Source organism: Actinoplanes sp. NPDC026670 (genome assembly GCF_040638175.1).
Lineage (GTDB): Bacteria > Actinomycetota > Actinomycetes > Mycobacteriales > Micromonosporaceae > Actinoplanes.
Genome location: NZ_JBEZXU010000124.1, coordinates 1 through 14,110, shown reverse-complemented (window position 1 = coordinate 14,110; position 14,110 = coordinate 1). Strand labels below are relative to the sequence as shown.

General features: G+C 72.5%; 13 protein-coding genes. 7 read left to right on the top strand and 6 right to left on the bottom strand.

From position 1 onward, the window contains the following. Positions 1 to 838 precede the first annotated feature (838 nt). Complete coding sequence (locus AB0E94_RS51440; protein ID WP_360343845.1) at positions 839 to 1,654, bottom strand: hypothetical protein; 816 nt, start codon at positions 1,652 to 1,654, stop codon at positions 839 to 841. Between the two features lie 134 nt (positions 1,655 to 1,788). Between AB0E94_RS51440 and AB0E94_RS51435 the strand changes: the two genes are divergently transcribed. After that, entirely contained in the window at positions 1,789 to 2,709 is a 921-nt protein-coding gene (locus tag AB0E94_RS51435) for a serine hydrolase (protein WP_360343842.1), read from the top strand. Here the strand turns inward: AB0E94_RS51435 and AB0E94_RS51430 are convergent. From AB0E94_RS51430 to AB0E94_RS51420, 3 genes are read right to left on the bottom strand one after another with little or no spacing between them, the layout of a single operon-like run. Then, a complete protein-coding gene (locus AB0E94_RS51430; protein ID WP_360343839.1) occupies positions 2,684 to 3,262 on the bottom strand; it encodes a VTT domain-containing protein in 579 nt (192 codons plus the stop codon). The two genes, AB0E94_RS51435 and AB0E94_RS51430, sit on opposite strands and share 26 nt — an antisense overlap. Next, entirely contained in the window at positions 3,259 to 4,026 is a 768-nt protein-coding gene (locus AB0E94_RS51425; RefSeq protein ID WP_360343836.1) for an MBL fold metallo-hydrolase, read from the bottom strand. The genes AB0E94_RS51430 and AB0E94_RS51425 overlap by 4 nt, the downstream gene beginning before the upstream one ends. Continuing rightward, positions 4,023 to 4,523, bottom strand: a complete 501-nt coding sequence (locus tag AB0E94_RS51420) for a DUF1990 domain-containing protein (RefSeq protein WP_360343833.1) — start codon at positions 4,521 to 4,523, stop codon at positions 4,023 to 4,025. Before AB0E94_RS51420 ends, AB0E94_RS51425 begins: the two co-directional genes overlap by 4 nt. A gap of 78 nt (positions 4,524 to 4,601) precedes the next feature. Between AB0E94_RS51420 and AB0E94_RS51415 the strand changes: the two genes are divergently transcribed. From AB0E94_RS51415 to AB0E94_RS51395, 5 genes are all read left to right on the top strand, one after another. Continuing rightward, complete coding sequence (locus AB0E94_RS51415) at positions 4,602 to 5,564, top strand: diacylglycerol kinase family protein (protein WP_360343830.1); 963 nt, start codon at positions 4,602 to 4,604, stop codon at positions 5,562 to 5,564. Then, positions 5,561 to 6,562 (top strand): YihY/virulence factor BrkB family protein, encoded by a 1,002-nt coding sequence (locus AB0E94_RS51410; RefSeq protein WP_360343827.1) that lies wholly within the window; start codon positions 5,561 to 5,563, stop codon positions 6,560 to 6,562. The genes AB0E94_RS51415 and AB0E94_RS51410 overlap by 4 nt, the downstream gene beginning before the upstream one ends. 39 nt (positions 6,563 to 6,601) lie before the next feature. Beyond that, a complete protein-coding gene (locus AB0E94_RS51405; protein WP_360343825.1) occupies positions 6,602 to 8,059 on the top strand; it encodes a phosphatase PAP2 family protein in 1,458 nt (485 codons plus the stop codon). After that, entirely contained in the window at positions 8,056 to 8,829 is a 774-nt protein-coding gene (locus tag AB0E94_RS51400; RefSeq protein WP_360343822.1) for an endonuclease/exonuclease/phosphatase family protein, read from the top strand. Before AB0E94_RS51405 ends, AB0E94_RS51400 begins: the two co-directional genes overlap by 4 nt. Positions 8,830 to 9,031: 202 nt before the next feature. Next, entirely contained in the window at positions 9,032 to 9,541 is a 510-nt protein-coding gene (locus tag AB0E94_RS51395; RefSeq protein WP_360343819.1) for a DinB family protein, read from the top strand. A 13-nt stretch (positions 9,542 to 9,554) separates the two neighbouring features. On the opposite strand, the gene AB0E94_RS51390 is transcribed toward AB0E94_RS51395, so the two are convergent. Both AB0E94_RS51390 and AB0E94_RS51385 read right to left on the bottom strand, forming a co-directional pair. Next, complete coding sequence (locus tag AB0E94_RS51390) at positions 9,555 to 11,129, bottom strand: GGDEF domain-containing protein (protein ID WP_360343817.1); 1,575 nt, start codon at positions 11,127 to 11,129, stop codon at positions 9,555 to 9,557. 113 nt (positions 11,130 to 11,242) lie between these two features. Next, positions 11,243 to 13,048, bottom strand: a complete 1,806-nt coding sequence (locus AB0E94_RS51385) for a fibronectin type III domain-containing protein (RefSeq protein ID WP_360343848.1) — start codon at positions 13,046 to 13,048, stop codon at positions 11,243 to 11,245. Positions 13,049 to 13,114: 66 nt separating this feature from the next. Between AB0E94_RS51385 and AB0E94_RS51380 the strand changes: the two genes are divergently transcribed. Further along, positions 13,115 to 14,014, top strand: a complete 900-nt coding sequence (locus tag AB0E94_RS51380; RefSeq protein WP_360343814.1) for a hypothetical protein — start codon at positions 13,115 to 13,117, stop codon at positions 14,012 to 14,014. Positions 14,015 to 14,110: the final 96 nt, after the last annotated feature.

The window sequence follows — 14,110 nt, the reverse complement described above, 5'->3', positions numbered from 1 at the left end:
TTCTTCGCCACCGCGGCAGTATCCACGGCGTCAGTCGTCATGGTCATCAGGTGCGTCTCCTTGATCAGGAGTTACACCGTTGTTTTTACAGTCCCCCGTGGTGGGCGACGGCTGGGACTGCGAGCCGTCGCTGACGACGGGAATGCGGGTGGTTTGACCGTGGTGGGCGACGGCCGGGGCTGCGAGCCGTCGCTGACGACGGGAATGCGGGTGGTTTGACCGTGGTGGGCGACGGCTGGGACTGCGAGCCGTCGCTGACCGCGGGAATGCGGGTGGTTTGACCGTGGTGGGCGACGGCTGGGACCGCGAGCCGTCGCTGACCGCGGGAATGCGGGTGGTTTGACCGTGGTGGGCGACGGCTGGGACCGCGAGCCGTCGCTGACGACGGGAATGCGGGCGGTTTGACCATGGTGGGCGACGGCCGGGGCTGCGAGCCGTCGGTGGGCACGGGAATGTGGGCGGCTTTACCTGGCTCAGCGACGGCGATCGGGACACCGTGGCGAGGCGGGAGCATCGTGCTCGCAGGGGATTCGGTCCCGGTCGGCTTCTAGATCTTGCACGGTTCTCCACGTTCACGGCGATCTTGCATGGTTCTTCACGTCTGGGTTTGGTTTGTCGTGCAAGGTCCACTGCGCGGGGAGACCTTGCAGCTTTCTTCCGGTCGGGACGTGGAAAGGGCTGCAAGATCGGCGCGAGGGTGGAGATTCGTGCAAGATCCGCGGGAGGCGGGAGGCGGGAGGCGGGAGACGCACGGCGGACGGCGGACAGCGGGCAGCAGGCAACGGGCAGCAGGCGGCGGACGGCGGTGCGGTGGCGGGGAGGGGTGGGTGGTGGCGGGTCAGTCGTGGGTGCGTTCCTCGCCTCGGCGGCGCAGCATCTTCAAGCCCGGCAGGCCGGCGATCGCCAAGTGCAGGTCCTCGGTCACCTCGAGGAGTTTGTGCAGGTCCGGGCCGACCTGGTCGAGCTTGCCGAGCAGCGGCATCACGTCGTGGACCAGGTGCCGCTGGAGGGCCGGCAGTTCGTCGATCATGCGGATCGCGGCGGTCACCTCGTCGGGGGTGAGCTCGGACACGAACCGGGCCGCGAGCGGGGCGGCCTGGCGCAGCGTGGGGGAGTAGTCGCCGACGAGGCTTTCGACCTCGCCCGCCACCGAGTTGGCGCGGTTCACGATGGCGGTGACCTCGCCGACTGTCGTGTCGGCCCGGGTGACGATGGTGCTAGCCGCATCGACGGCCGTGTTCGCCCGGGTGACGATGGCACCGGCCGCGTCGACGGCCGTGTGAGCCCGGGTGGTGAGGGCGGTGACCTCACCCACGGCCGTGTCCGCGCGAACAGTGATGGAGCTCACTCCGTCGACCGCGCTGCTCGCCCGGGTCGCGATGGCGGCGACCTCGTCGACGGCGATCGCGGCGGCGGTCGTGATGGCCCGGGCCTCGGTCACCGTCGACTCCGCCGCGGTGGCCACGGCGGTGACCCGCTCGATCAGTTCCTCGGCCCGGCTGACGGCCAGCGTGATCCGGTTGACCAGTAGTTCCGTCTGCCCGATGAGTGCCACCGCCCGCACCGGGATGGTCGCCGCGGTGGCCGCCGTCTCGATCACCTTGCCTGCGGCCGCCGTGGTCATCTGGAGAGCACCGGACACGAGAGAGAACATGCACCCATTGTGCGCCGGTTCCGCACCCTCCGTCCGGTGACGGGCTGTGTCGATGCCGGAGCCGAGCGTCGAAAGTCGGGAATCCACAGGAATCCGGTGAGCCATCCGGGCGTCGGACACGGCAGTATGCATGGGTGCGACGTACCCGGAATCTCATCGTGACGGTGGCCGCTCTCGGTATCCTCGGGGGTTCGGTCCTGGTGGCGAAGGGTCTTCTGGCTGACAGCGACACCGGCGGCTCCGGTGGCGGCGCGCTGGCCGGAGTCTTCCAGGACGAGCCGAAGGCGTCGCCCACCCCGACCGGCCCGACGCCGGAGGAACTGGCCGCCATCGAGCGCGACAAGCGGGTCAAGGCCCTCGACGCGGCGCTGAAGAAGTACGCGGCCGGTAAACCCGAGTTCTCGGTCGCCGTCTTCGATCGCAAGACCGGGGAGACGTACGCCTACCGTGGCGACGAGAAGTACGAGACCGCGAGCGTCGTGAAGGTGCAGGTGCTGGCCTGTCTGCTGCTCACCGCGCAGGACGGCGACCGGAAGCTGACCAGCTCGGAGAAGGCGCTGGCGGACAAGATGATCCGGTACAGCGACAACGACGCGACCACCTCGCTCTACGGCAAGGTCGGCAAGATCAGTGGGCTGACCGCCTGTAACAAGCGTCTCGGCCTCACCCAGACCAAGGTCAGCGGTTCCTGGGGTCTCACCCGGACGACCGTGAAGGATCAGGTGCTTCTGCTCTCCCAGCTGGTCGACGAGAAGAGCGAGCTGTCCGAGGCCTCCCGGGAGTACGCGCACAAGCTGATGAGCACCGTCGCCCCCGACCAGGACTGGGGTGTCCCGGCCGCGGCCAAGGAGGGCGAGGACGCCACGGTGAAGAACGGCTGGCTTCAGCGGTCCACCGAGAGCAACCTGTGGATCATCAACACGGTCGGTCAGATCACCGACGAGGACACCGATGTGTCGATCGCCGTCCTGTCACACACCAACTCGACGATGCCGGCCGGGCAGAGCCTGGTGGAGAAGGTCGCGAAGCTCACCCGGACGCATCTGAAGTTCTAGCGTCGCGCCGTTTGGAGAACCAGCTCAGACACTGGTTGACCAGCAGGATGAGCACCACGGCGGCGAGCACCCCCTGCCACGGCTCGGGGAAGAGCGAGCCGCCGAGCAGCCCGATCGTGGCGTAGACCGCCGACCAGAGCGCGCAGGCCGGCAGGTTGGCGACCACGAACGTCCGCCACGGGAGCCCGGCGAACGCGGCCGCCAGCAGCACCGGCACGCGGCCGCCGGGGATCAGCCGGGACACCAGCAGCACCGGCACCTCCCGGCCGCGCAGCCGCTCGGTGACCGTGGTCAGCCGGTGCTCGTCGCGCATCCAGCGCAGCCGGCGGGCCATCCGCTCACCACCGAACCGGCACATCGCATACATCACCAGGTCGCCCAGGTACGCCCCGGCCGCCCCGGCCAGCACCACCGGCACGACCGCGTACACGTGCTGGTGGAACGCGTACGCCGCGGTCGCGCTGACCGCCGCCCCGGTGGGCACGATCGGCACGATGGCCCCGAACGCCACCACGAGGAACAACCAGCCCGAGGCGCTCAGAGTGTCGATCACGCGGGCACGCCGAACGTCTCGCCGTGTGCCAGCACCCGGACCCGGCTGTCCGGCGCCGCCCCGGCCGCGAACTCGGCGAACCGCGGCCCCGGCTCGTCGAACATGTACCGCCGGAACCGGCCCATCCCGGCCGGCCACAGCGTCCCGTAGTGCACCGGCACCGCCCACGACGCCCGCACCCGGCGCAGCGCCTCGGCGCCGTCCCGGGCGTCGAGGTGGCCGTGCGCGCCGAGGGTCGGCCCCCAGCCGCCGACCGGGATCAGCGCCAGATCCAGCGGGCCGAGCTCGTGCATCCCGTCGAACAGGCCGGTGTCACCGGCATACCAGGTACGGGCGGCGCCCTCGACCACGAAACCGATCGCCTCGGCCCGTTCCCGGGACCAGGGGCCACGGCCTCCGTCATGTCGGGCGGGGACGGCTCTCACCCGTACCCCATTGATTTTTGTCTCCTCACCCGGCCGCAGCTCGACGCAACGCTGTGCCGCCCCCGGGATGGCCTTCGCGGCGAAAGCCGCGGCGCCGTGCGGCACGACCAGGACCGGATCGCCCGGAACCGCCCGCAGCGACGGCACGTGGAAGTGGTCGGCATGCAGGTGCGAGAGCAGGATCGCATCGGGCGCGCCGGGCAACCGGGGCGCCGGACCGGCGATCCGCCGCAGGTGGGCGAGCCGGTTGGTGAGCACCGGATCGGTCAGCAGGGTGACGCCGGAGTCGGCGAGCCACACAGTGCTGTGCCCCCACCAGGTGATCTCGGTCCGGCTCACCGCCCCACGTTACCCAGGCGCCGCAGGGCCAACCCGCACGCGCGGGCGAAGGCGTGCTGGAACAGCACCGCGGCCGGGCCGGTCACCCGCATCAGTGTGCTCGCCGGACGGCTGAACGCGACGACCGTGAACCACACCCGGTCGTGTTCGTCCCGCTCCACCAGGAACGCCTCCTCGCCGGTCGCCGGATGCCCGGGACGGGTGCCGTAGGCGAACCCGATCCGGTCGCCCTCCTCGACGGTCCAGACCACCTCGCACGGCGCCCGTAGCGGCCCGAGCCCGACGGTGAGCAGCACACCTGGTGCGGCCCGGCCGGCGTCGGCGCTGATCCGGGCGCCGATGGCCCGGTGCATGCGGAAGGTCAGGATCGCCTCGCCGGCCCGGGCCAGCGTCTCCTCACCACTGCCGATCACGGTGCGATGACGCAGGTGGCGGTAGCCGGACGGGAGCCGCCCGGCGCGGGTGGACCCGACATGCGGATAGGTAACTTCGGTCACTCGTGCAGTGTGCCCTTCTTCGGCCGGGCACCGTCGGTCGAGTCGCCGCCGTGACATGACTCCGGCACACTGAGCGACGTGACTGGACCTCGCTGCGCCGTCGTGGTGAACCCCACCAAGGTGGCCGATCCCGATCAGCTGCACCGGACCGTCGAGCAGGGGCTCGCCCGTGCCGGCTGGCCCGCGCCCCGCTGGTATGAGACGACGCCCGAGGACCCCGGCCGAGGTCAGGCCAAGAAGGCTGTTGCCGACGGCGCCGAGCTGGTCTTCGCGTGCGGCGGCGACGGCACGGTGACCGCGGTCGTCACCGCTCTGGCCGGCTCGGACGTGGCGCTGGCGGTTCTCCCGGCCGGCACCGGCAACCTGCTGGCCGCGAACCTCGGCCTCGGCAACGACCCGGCCACCGGCCTGGAGGTGGCGCTGGAGGGCGGCCGCCGGCGCATCGACGTCGGCGTGATCGACGACAGGTGCTTCGTGGTGATGGCCGGGATGGGCTTCGACGCACAGATGCTCGAGGACACCTCGGAGAAGGCGAAGAAGCGGATCGGCTGGCTGGCGTATGTCGGCGGGGCCGCGAAACACCTGCTGGACCGGCCGATGCGGGCCCGGATCCGGCTGGACGGCGGCCCGCCGATGCCGCGCCGCCCGGCCGCCGTGATCGTCGGCAACGTGGGCCGGCTCCAGGGCGGGGTCCGGCTGCTCAGCAAGGCCGAGCCGGATGACGGCAAGTTCGACGTGGCCATCCTCAGCCCGACCAACCTGGCCCACTGGGCGGCGCTGGCCTGGGCGGTGGTGAGCCGGCGCGAGCGGGTGCCGCTGATGGAGACGTACACCGCATCCCGGGTTGAGATCTACAGCAACCGGGCACAGGCGCGTCAGCTCGACGGCGACACCATCGCCCCGGGCAAGGTCATGAAGATCCACCTCCGGCCCCGGGCGCTGCTGCTCTGCGTGCCCCAGCCGGACGCCGACCCGGACCTGGCCTACGACGCCGGGGCGGTGGCCCGGCGCGCCAAGGAGAAGGCCAAGGAGAAGGCTTGAGCAGCACCCAGCCGGTCCCCGAGACCCGGATGATGCCGGGTGACAAGCTGTCCGCCGACGACGCCTTCCACGCGTTGTGGCACTACGGGCGCTGGCCGCTGCTGCACGACGCGTTCATCAGGTTCCGCTACGGCGACGGGTTCAGCCACGCGAGGGCGTTCGCGTTCCAGTTGTGCCTGGCCATCGTCCCGTTCCTGATCGCGCTCTCCGGCCTGGCCACCGACCTCGGGGTGGAGGACGGCGGCCGGATCGTCGCCGACACCGTCATCGCGCTGACCCCGGGCGCCAGCGAGCCGCTGGTCACCGAGCTGCTGGTGGACGACGACCGGACCGAGGAGGCGGGCGAGCTGGCCCTGGCCCTCGGCCTGATCACCGGCCTGTTCGCGCTGACCAGCGCGATGGCGCAGATCGAACGCGGCGCCAACCGCATCTACGGGGTGGAACGCGACCGCCCGGCCCTGCGCAAGTACCTGCGGGCCGCGGTGCTGGCGGTGGTCGCCGGCCTGCCCGCGCTCTTCGGGTTCCTGCTGCTGGTGGCCGGCCGGGCGGCGGGCGACTCGGCGGAGAAGCACTTCGGGTTGGGCCCCGGCCTGCGGGTGGCGTGGGACGTGGTCCGCTGGCCGCTGAGCCTGCTGCTGATCGTGTTCGCGGTGGGCCTGCTGTTCCGGCACTCGGTACGGCGTAACCAGCCGGCCCTGTCCTGGCTGCTGTTCGGCGCCGTGGTGTCGACCGTGCTGTGGTGGCTGGCGAGCCTGCTCCTGGCCGGGTACATCAGGTTCAGTGACGGGTTCGGGGCCACCTACGGCCCGCTGACCGCGATCATGGCGCTGCTGATCTGGGCCAACCTGACCGGGATCGCGCTCTTCGTCGGGCTGGCCTTCGCCGCCCAGCTGGAGGCCCGGCGGGTCGGTGTGCAGCGGCCCGCCCTGGAGGACCGCTGGGAGCCGGACATCCCCGAGCAACGCGAACCCGGTGTACCGGCCGAGCCCTCCGGGTAAGGAACGGCGCACCTCTCCCGGACGAATCAGGAGTACGCCGTGACCGACAAGCGAGCCCGCTGGGCGCCGGTACGTCATTTCGCCGAACGCAGCGTGCTGGGCCTGGCCGCGGTGACGGCGGCCGGCCTCGCCTTCGGCACCCTGCTGCTGCTCGTCCGGTTCCACTGGCAGCCGCTGCTGGGGCTGGACCGGTCGGTGGCCGACGGCCTGAACAGCTGGGCGTCCAGCTCGGACACGATCGTCGGGGTCCTCCAGCAGATCGCCTCGTTCGGCGGCCGCGGTTTCATGATTCCGCTGGTGGCGCTGCTGGTCGCGGTGCTGCTGATCAGGCGACGGCCGCGCCCGGCGCTCTACCTGGTGGTCACCGGCGCCGGCGCGCTGATCCTGGACCCGTCGCTGAAGGCGCTGATCGGACGGCTCCGGCCGGTCGTCGAGGCGCCGGTGGCGACCGCGCCCGGCAACAGCTTCCCCAGTGGGCACGCGCTCGGCTCGATGGTCGTCTACGGGATGATCGTGCTGGTCTTCCTGCCGGCGATGCGGCGGCGGTGGCGGCCCTGGTTCTTCGGGCTGGCCGCGGTGATCGTCGCCGCGGTCGGGTTCACCAGGATCGCCCTGGGTGTGCACTTCCTCTCCGACGTGATCGGCGGATGGCTCCTCGGCGTGGCCTGGATCAGCGTCACGGCGTACGCCTTCCGGATCTGGCGCCGCGAAGCGGGCCGTCCGGTCCCGTCGCTCACCGACGGCCTGGAGCCGGAGGCCGGCCCCGACCTGCGCCCGGCCCCGGCCGAGGAGGCGGTGCTGCCGCACCCGTGGGCGAAGGCGGCCGAGATCCTGGTCGGCTGGGTGTTCGTGTTCGGTCTGCTCTACCTGGTCGGCTACTCGGTGACGAGGTGGGAGCCGCCGTTCGACGACGGATTCCCGCGCTGGCTGCAGAGTTTCCGCACACCGTCGCTGGACGAGCTGAGCTGGCTGGCCAGCAAGGCCGGCGACACCCACGCCATCCTGATCATCTCGCTGGTCTTCTGTCCGCTGGCGCTGGCCCTGTGGCGGCAGTGGCGGCCGGTCCTGTTCCTGGCCCTGGCCATGCTGGGCGAGCTGACCCTGTTCCTCTGCGCGGCGGCCGCGGTCGGCCGGGACCGCCCGTCGGTCGAGCAGCTGGACGGCACGATGCCGACGTCGTCGTTCCCGTCCGGGCACATCGCCGCCACCATGTGTCTCTGGGCGGCCATCACGATCATCGTGATGGCCCGGGTCCGGCAGCCGTGGCGCTGGATCTTCCCGGCGCTCGCGGTGATCATGCCGCTGATCGTGGCGCTCTCCCGCATGTACCGCGGCATGCACCACCCCACCGACGTCCTCGGCGCGACCCTGCTGACCGCCGGCTGGCTCACCGTCCTCTGGTTCACGGTCCGCCCGAACGCGCACGCCGAAACCGTCGCCGAAGCGGCCGCCGAAGCCGAACAGGCGACCCGCCGCCATCCGGTGACGGTCGGATGACCCTGCGGCTGATGACCTGGAACATCAAGAACGGCGGCGGAGACCGCCTTCCGGACATCACCGGGGTCATCCACCGCGAGCAGCCAGACGTGGTCTGCCTGCAAGAGCTACAACATTTTCATCGGTACGGTCGACGCCTGCACCGGTTGGCGCAAGAGGCCGGGATGACCGTTCACCTTGCGCCGGCCGGGTTCGCACAGCCGGTCGCCGTCCTGGTGCGCCCGCCCCGGCGGATCCTCCGGCGTTCGGCGATCCGCTGGCGGCTGCACCACGCGGTCGCGATCGCGGTCGTGGAGACCACGGCCGGCCCACTGACCGTGGTCAGCGCCCACCTCAACCCGTTCTCCCCGTACCGCCGTTACCGCGAGGCCCGCTGGCTGTCCGCCCGTTACGGGGGCGGCCGCCGGATGACACTGATCGCCGGCGACATGAACGGCCTCGACCCGGACACCGACCACACCGCTACCCTCGACCGGGTGCCCTCGCTCTACCGGCAGCGGCATCTCGGCCCGGACGGCGCCCCGGACACCCGGGCGCTCGGCGCGTTCCGCGCGGCCGGGTTCACCGACCTGTGGGCTGCGGTGGGCTCGGGCGACGGCCGTACCGTGCCGACCGGGTTCGCCGGCCGTGAGTTCGGGGCCATGCGCCTGGACTATCTGCTGGCCACCCCGTCGCTGGCGGCCCGTGCCGAGCGGGCCTGGGTTCTCCGCGACGAGACCACCTCACGGGCCTCCGACCACTACCCGCTCCGAGCCGACCTGACCCTGTAGACCGCCGGCCGTCGCTCAGCACGCTTTCGCGTGCCGCTTTCCCGTGGTGGCGTACGGCCGGGCCCGCCGGCCGTCGCTCACGGTGGTTTTGCGTGCGGGTTTCCCGTGGTGGCGTACGGCTGAGCCCGCCGGCCGTCGCTCACGGCGGTTTTCGGGGGTGGGAGAGCGTTCTGAGCGACGGCCGGCGATCTAACCTCGCGGTATGACGATCGAGTTCCCGTCGCCGACGATCCCGGCCGCGAACCGGGCCGAGGTGTTCACCCGCTACCTGGACCACTTCCGGGAGACGCTGCTGGCGAAGACCGCCGCGCTGCCCGAGGCCGAGCTCCGGTCCAGCCGGCTGCCCTCCGGCTGGACCCCGCTGGAACTGGTCAAACACCTGCGGCACGTGGAACGGCGCTGGATCGAGTGGGGTTTCGAAGGCCGGGAGATCCCCGACCCGTGGGCCGACCACCGTGACGACCGCTGGCACGTCACCGGCGCGGAGACCCTGGCCGGCCTGACCGCCGAGCTGCGCGCCCAGGGCGTGCACACCACCGCGGCGATCGCCGGGAACGACCTGGACGCGGTCGGCGCGCCCGGCCCACGCTGGTCCGGCGCCGACCCGGCCACCCTGGAGCGGGTCTGCTTCCACCTGGTCCAGGAGTACGCCCGCCACGTCGGCCACCTGGACATCGTCGCTGAGCTGGCCGGCGCCCCGACCGGCGAGTGAGCCCGGTACGGCGTCAGCCGGCTATCACCCGGTCACGGCCGGCGCGCTTGGCGGCGTACAGGTTGTGGTCGGCCGCCGAGAGCAGCGCGGAGAACGTGCTCCGGCCCTCCGGCGCGGTGGTGATCCCGATGCTCGTGGTCACCGCCAGGGTCCCGGTGACCGGCTCCCAGCCGTGCGCCCGGATCCGCAGCCGCAGCCGCTCACACCGGGCGGCCGCCTCCTCGGCGTCCACCCCGGGGTAGACCAGCAGGAACTCCTCGCCACCCATCCGGGCCGCGAACGCCGAGCCGGGCGCCGCCTCCTCCAGCAGCTCGGCCAAATGCTGGAGCACGGTGTCACCGGTGGCGTGCGACAGGGTGTCGTTGATGCGCTTGAAGTGGTCCAGATCGACGATCGCCAGCGACACCGGACGGCGGCGGGCCGCCGATTCCAGCAGCAGAGCGGGTACGCGCTCGTTGACGTACCGCCGGTTGTAGAGCCCGGTCAGCGCGTCCCGGTGAGCCATCTCCCGGAAGTGCTCGCTGGCCTCCCGGGCCTCGTTGGCCTCGAAGACGGCTTGCAGCGCGCGGGCCCGGGCGTCCCGCTGGACCGACTGGAGAGCGGTCGCGGCGGCGTGGAAGGCCCGGTGCTCCTCGTACGCCTCGGCGAACCGTCCGGTGTCGGCGAACAGGGCGGCCTGCTCCTGCCGGGCCCGGGCGCCGATCCCGGCCAGGCCACGTTCGGCGCACACCGTCCGGGTGTCGTCCAGTGCCTCCTGCGCGGCCTCGTGCCGGCCGGCCAGCCGGCGTGCCTGGGCGAGCGTGAGCCGGCACTCGGCGCCGGCGTCCCCCTCGTTGGCGGCGACCAGGTCGGCCAGCACCGGGGAGAGCAGCTCCTCGACCGCGTCGTACCGGCCGCCCATCAGCTCGACCTGCGCCATCGTGTCCAGCTCGTTGGCGCTGAACCGGTACCCGGTGCGGGCCTGCAACTCGCGCATCTGCCCGACCAGCATCCGGGCCTCGGGCTCGTCGTCGAGCTCGACCGCGGTGTACGCCATGTTGTTCAGGATCGACGAGGCCACCTCGTGGTCACCCGCCTCGACGGCGAGCATCAGGGCCTCCCGCGCGCGCCGTTTCCCGTCGGCGTGCGAGCCGGTGTCGTCGAGCGAGACCGACAGCGTCATCAGGTGCCGGGCACGCAGGCTGGGCGGCACCTCCTCGGTGAGGTACGCGACGCTCTGCACCGCGTGGGTCAGCGCGTCGGAGAAGTCACCCACGTGCCGGTAGAAGACCGACAGCTCCCGGTGGGCGCGGGCCAGCAGGTAGCGGTCCTCGTGCTGTTCGGCCCAGACGCGTACCCGATGGGCCATCTGGCCGCCCTCACCGGTCCGCCCCTCCCGGAGCAGCACCCCGGCCTGGAGCAGCACCGCGCGCTGGACGAGCTCGTCGGCGCCCAGGCCGGCGGCGTGTCGCCGGAGCTCCCCGGCGGGCTCCCAGAGGGTCCGGAAGGCGGACGGTGGCCGTGCCTCGAGTTCCGCCGCGGCGGTTTCGAGCGCGCTGAGCTCCTGGTGGGGCCCGATGGGGACACGGCTCGCCGTTTCCGTCGTCACTGTCCCTGCTTTCCTGTCGCCGCCGTGACGCCCCACATTCCGGTGTGCCGGTAGCTTTCCGGGTCGCGACGGGTTGCGGATCGGTTGCGGCCGGACGGCCCTGGTCCGGCCGGTCACCGGGCGGTGCACACCGGAGCGGCGGCCGCGATCTGCTGGCCCGCCCGGCGCACCCCGACGGTGATGCAGTAGTCGTAGCGTTCGCTGAGGCTGTAGACCACGTAGTCGGTGGCCCCGGCGGGCAGCTCGGCGACGGTGACCGGCGGCCGGTCCGAGCGGGTCACCGTGATCAGCACCTCGCCCTTGGTGTCGCGCGGATAGTCCCACTGCAAGGAAACGCTCGGCCCGTCGTCGCGGAGCCGCACGTTCTGCGGGGAACCCGGGTCGGAGGTGGCGGTCAGCGGCTGGGCCCCGCCGCTGGTCGGCTGGGCCGGCGGCGTGGTCGCCCCGTCGGCGCCGGGCAGCGTCAGGATCACCACCGCCGCGGCGGCCGCGACCCCGGCCGCCAGGAGCGTGGCGAGCAGCAGCGGGTGCCCGGCCCGGGAACGCCCGGCCCGGCCCGGCCGGCGCTGTGTGTTCGGCGGATCGGTCCGGGTGCTGGCCTCCGCGGTGCCGACCGGCAGGGGACGCCCGTCCTCGCCGTAGTCGGGCGCCCGGTTGCCGGGCAGCGGCGGCGGGGTGTCGGCGCGGGCGTGCCGGCCGGTCGGGTCGCCGGGCAGCCGGTGCACGTCGCTGAGGTAGAGCGGCTGCTGGTAGACGGTCCCGTTGGGGTCGGTGGGCCGGTTGTCCGGCGGCAGGCCGCCCAACAGGTCCGGGTCGTCGTCACCGAACAGGTCCGGGTCGTCGAACCAGTCCGCGGCGCCGTCACGGGACCGCTGCGGGTCGCCGTCACGGGACCGCTGCGGGGCGCCGTCGCGGGACCGCTGCGGGGCGCCGTCATGGGATCGGTCCGGGGTGGCGTTGCGGGATCGGTGCGGATCGCCGTCATGGGACCGGTCCGGGGCGCCGTCGCGGGATCGGTGCGGGACGCCATTGTCGGGCCGGTCCGGGCCGCCGACCGGGTAGACCGTGCCGAGCGGGTCGGTGGGCCGGTCGTCGGGCGGTGGCTGCCCCGGAGCGTGCGCCGGGAACGCGGCCGGCTGACCACCGGACGGGTCGGCGACGGTGGGCCGCCTGGGGAACGGGCGGAACGGCTTGCCGCCCGTGGTGTCCCGCCGGCCGCAGGTGTGCCGTCCGGACGCCCGGCCGGCGACGAGCGCGGCGGCCTGCCGGGCCAGCGGGTGATCGGCCGGCAGGTGGCGCGTGCTGAGCTCGCTGGCCTGGGCCAGGTGCTCAGCCGACTCGGCGTCGAGACCGCACTCACGCTCCATCGCGCCGAGCCGGGCCAGCATCTTGATCCCGGCCGGGGCCGCGTCGCCGTGCACCCGGCTGTGCCGCCGCCAGGCGCGGGCCAGCCGGGCCCGGGCGGTCGCGCAGTGCCCGGCGGCGTGCTCGGCGGTGGCCAGGTCGGCCTCGGCGGCCAGCACCCGTGGCGAGTCCGGGCCCTCGATCACGGCCAGCTCGCCGACCAGGTCGTGGTAGACCGACGAGGCCCGGCCGTGCTGGCCGATCCGCTGGAGCACCGCGGCGTGCATGGCGGCCGCGGCGATGGTCCGCTCGTCGCGGGCGCCGTGCAGGCGCTCCTCGGCGGAGTGCGCGAAGGCGGCCCAGAGCCGGGCCGACTCGGGATCGCCGAGGGCGATCAGGACGCGGGCGTGCAGGGCGGCGGCGACGGCGAGGTCGGCGGTGGCGCGGCGGGGATCGGCGTCGGCGGTACGCAGGACGTCGTCCAGAACCGCCCGGGCGCCCGTGAGATCGCCGGCCGACGACAGGGTCTGCGCCTGGGCGGTGAGTTCAGCGAGCGGAGGGGCCATGTATCCCATAGTGCTCACGCGAACACCATGGGTACAAGTTTCCGGTAGCGAAGTGGACAGGTGTAGAAACACGATGTGTCCGCTATCGCCATAGTCAAACGTGAGCTCCTGGTCCGCCACCTGCAAGCATGGGCGGCTGGTGCGCTTCATCACGCCCGCCGTGCCACCTATGTGCACGGATATGCCGACGGCGACGGCGGGGAGGCGGCCGAGGCGGCCGTCCGGGTCCTGGCCGATCTGCCCGGCCTGGCCCGTGGGCGGGAACTGTCCATGGTGGCGGTCGGCGGCGACCTCGGCGGGGTGGGCCGGCGGATCGCCGCGGCTCAGCGCGACGCGGGGGCGGCGGCCGGGCTCACGGTGCTTCCGGTCGGCGGCGGGACGGACGAGCGGCTCCCGGTCGCGTTGAAAGCGGCCGGTGCGGTGCGCGTACCGCTGCTCGGTTTTCTCGATGCGACAAGCGCCGGTGCTCCGCCCGCGGTGACCACCGTCGCCGCGCTGGCGGCCGGGAAACCGGCCGAGGTCCTGCTGGCGCTGCCGCCCGGCAGTCCGGTCGACCCCTATCGGGGCCTGGGTTTCCCGTTGGTCACGGTCGCCGAGATGGCGACCGGGCCGGAACCCGGCGAGGTGGTGGCGTTCGCCACCACCTCGGGGAAGAGTCTGGAGAGCTTCAAGGAGGCGCTCTGGGCGGTCGACGAGTTCGCGGGGGTACGGCTACGCGACCCCGGTGATCCGGAGCGGCACCTCATCGACATCTCGCTGAGCCCGCACCCCGGCCCGTTGCGGCGGGAACTGCTCGCGCACCTGGAACGGGTCGGTGCGGCGACGGTGACCGAGTTGCGCACATTCGCACTCACCGAAACCGTCTATCGGGCCGCCGACGCCACCCGGGTCCTGCACACGCTGATCGACAGTGGAACCGTCGCCCGCGAGCCGGCACACGGCCGGCTCGGCGGCGACGTCGTGATCCGCCGCTAGGTCCTAGGCCGTGTTTCGTATGGGCTGTTGGGGCCTGGGTGTGATGGATGTCCGGTGTGGCGGTGATCGATAAAGGTTGAGGTCTCCGGTAAGTGG

Excerpts from the sequence above, each read along its gene's own strand:
- AB0E94_RS51440 (WP_360343845.1), bottom strand. The coding sequence starts at position 1,654 with ATGTTCTCTCTCGTGTCCGGTGCTCTCCAGATGACCACGGCGGCCGCA.
- AB0E94_RS51400 (WP_360343822.1), top strand. The coding sequence starts at position 8,056 with ATGACCCTGCGGCTGATGACCTGGAACATCAAGAACGGCGGCGGAGAC.
- AB0E94_RS51395 (WP_360343819.1), top strand. The coding sequence starts at position 9,032 with ATGACGATCGAGTTCCCGTCGCCGACGATCCCGGCCGCGAACCGGGCC.
- AB0E94_RS51385 (WP_360343848.1), bottom strand. The coding sequence starts at position 13,048 with ATGGGATACATGGCCCCTCCGCTCGCTGAACTCACCGCCCAGGCGCAG.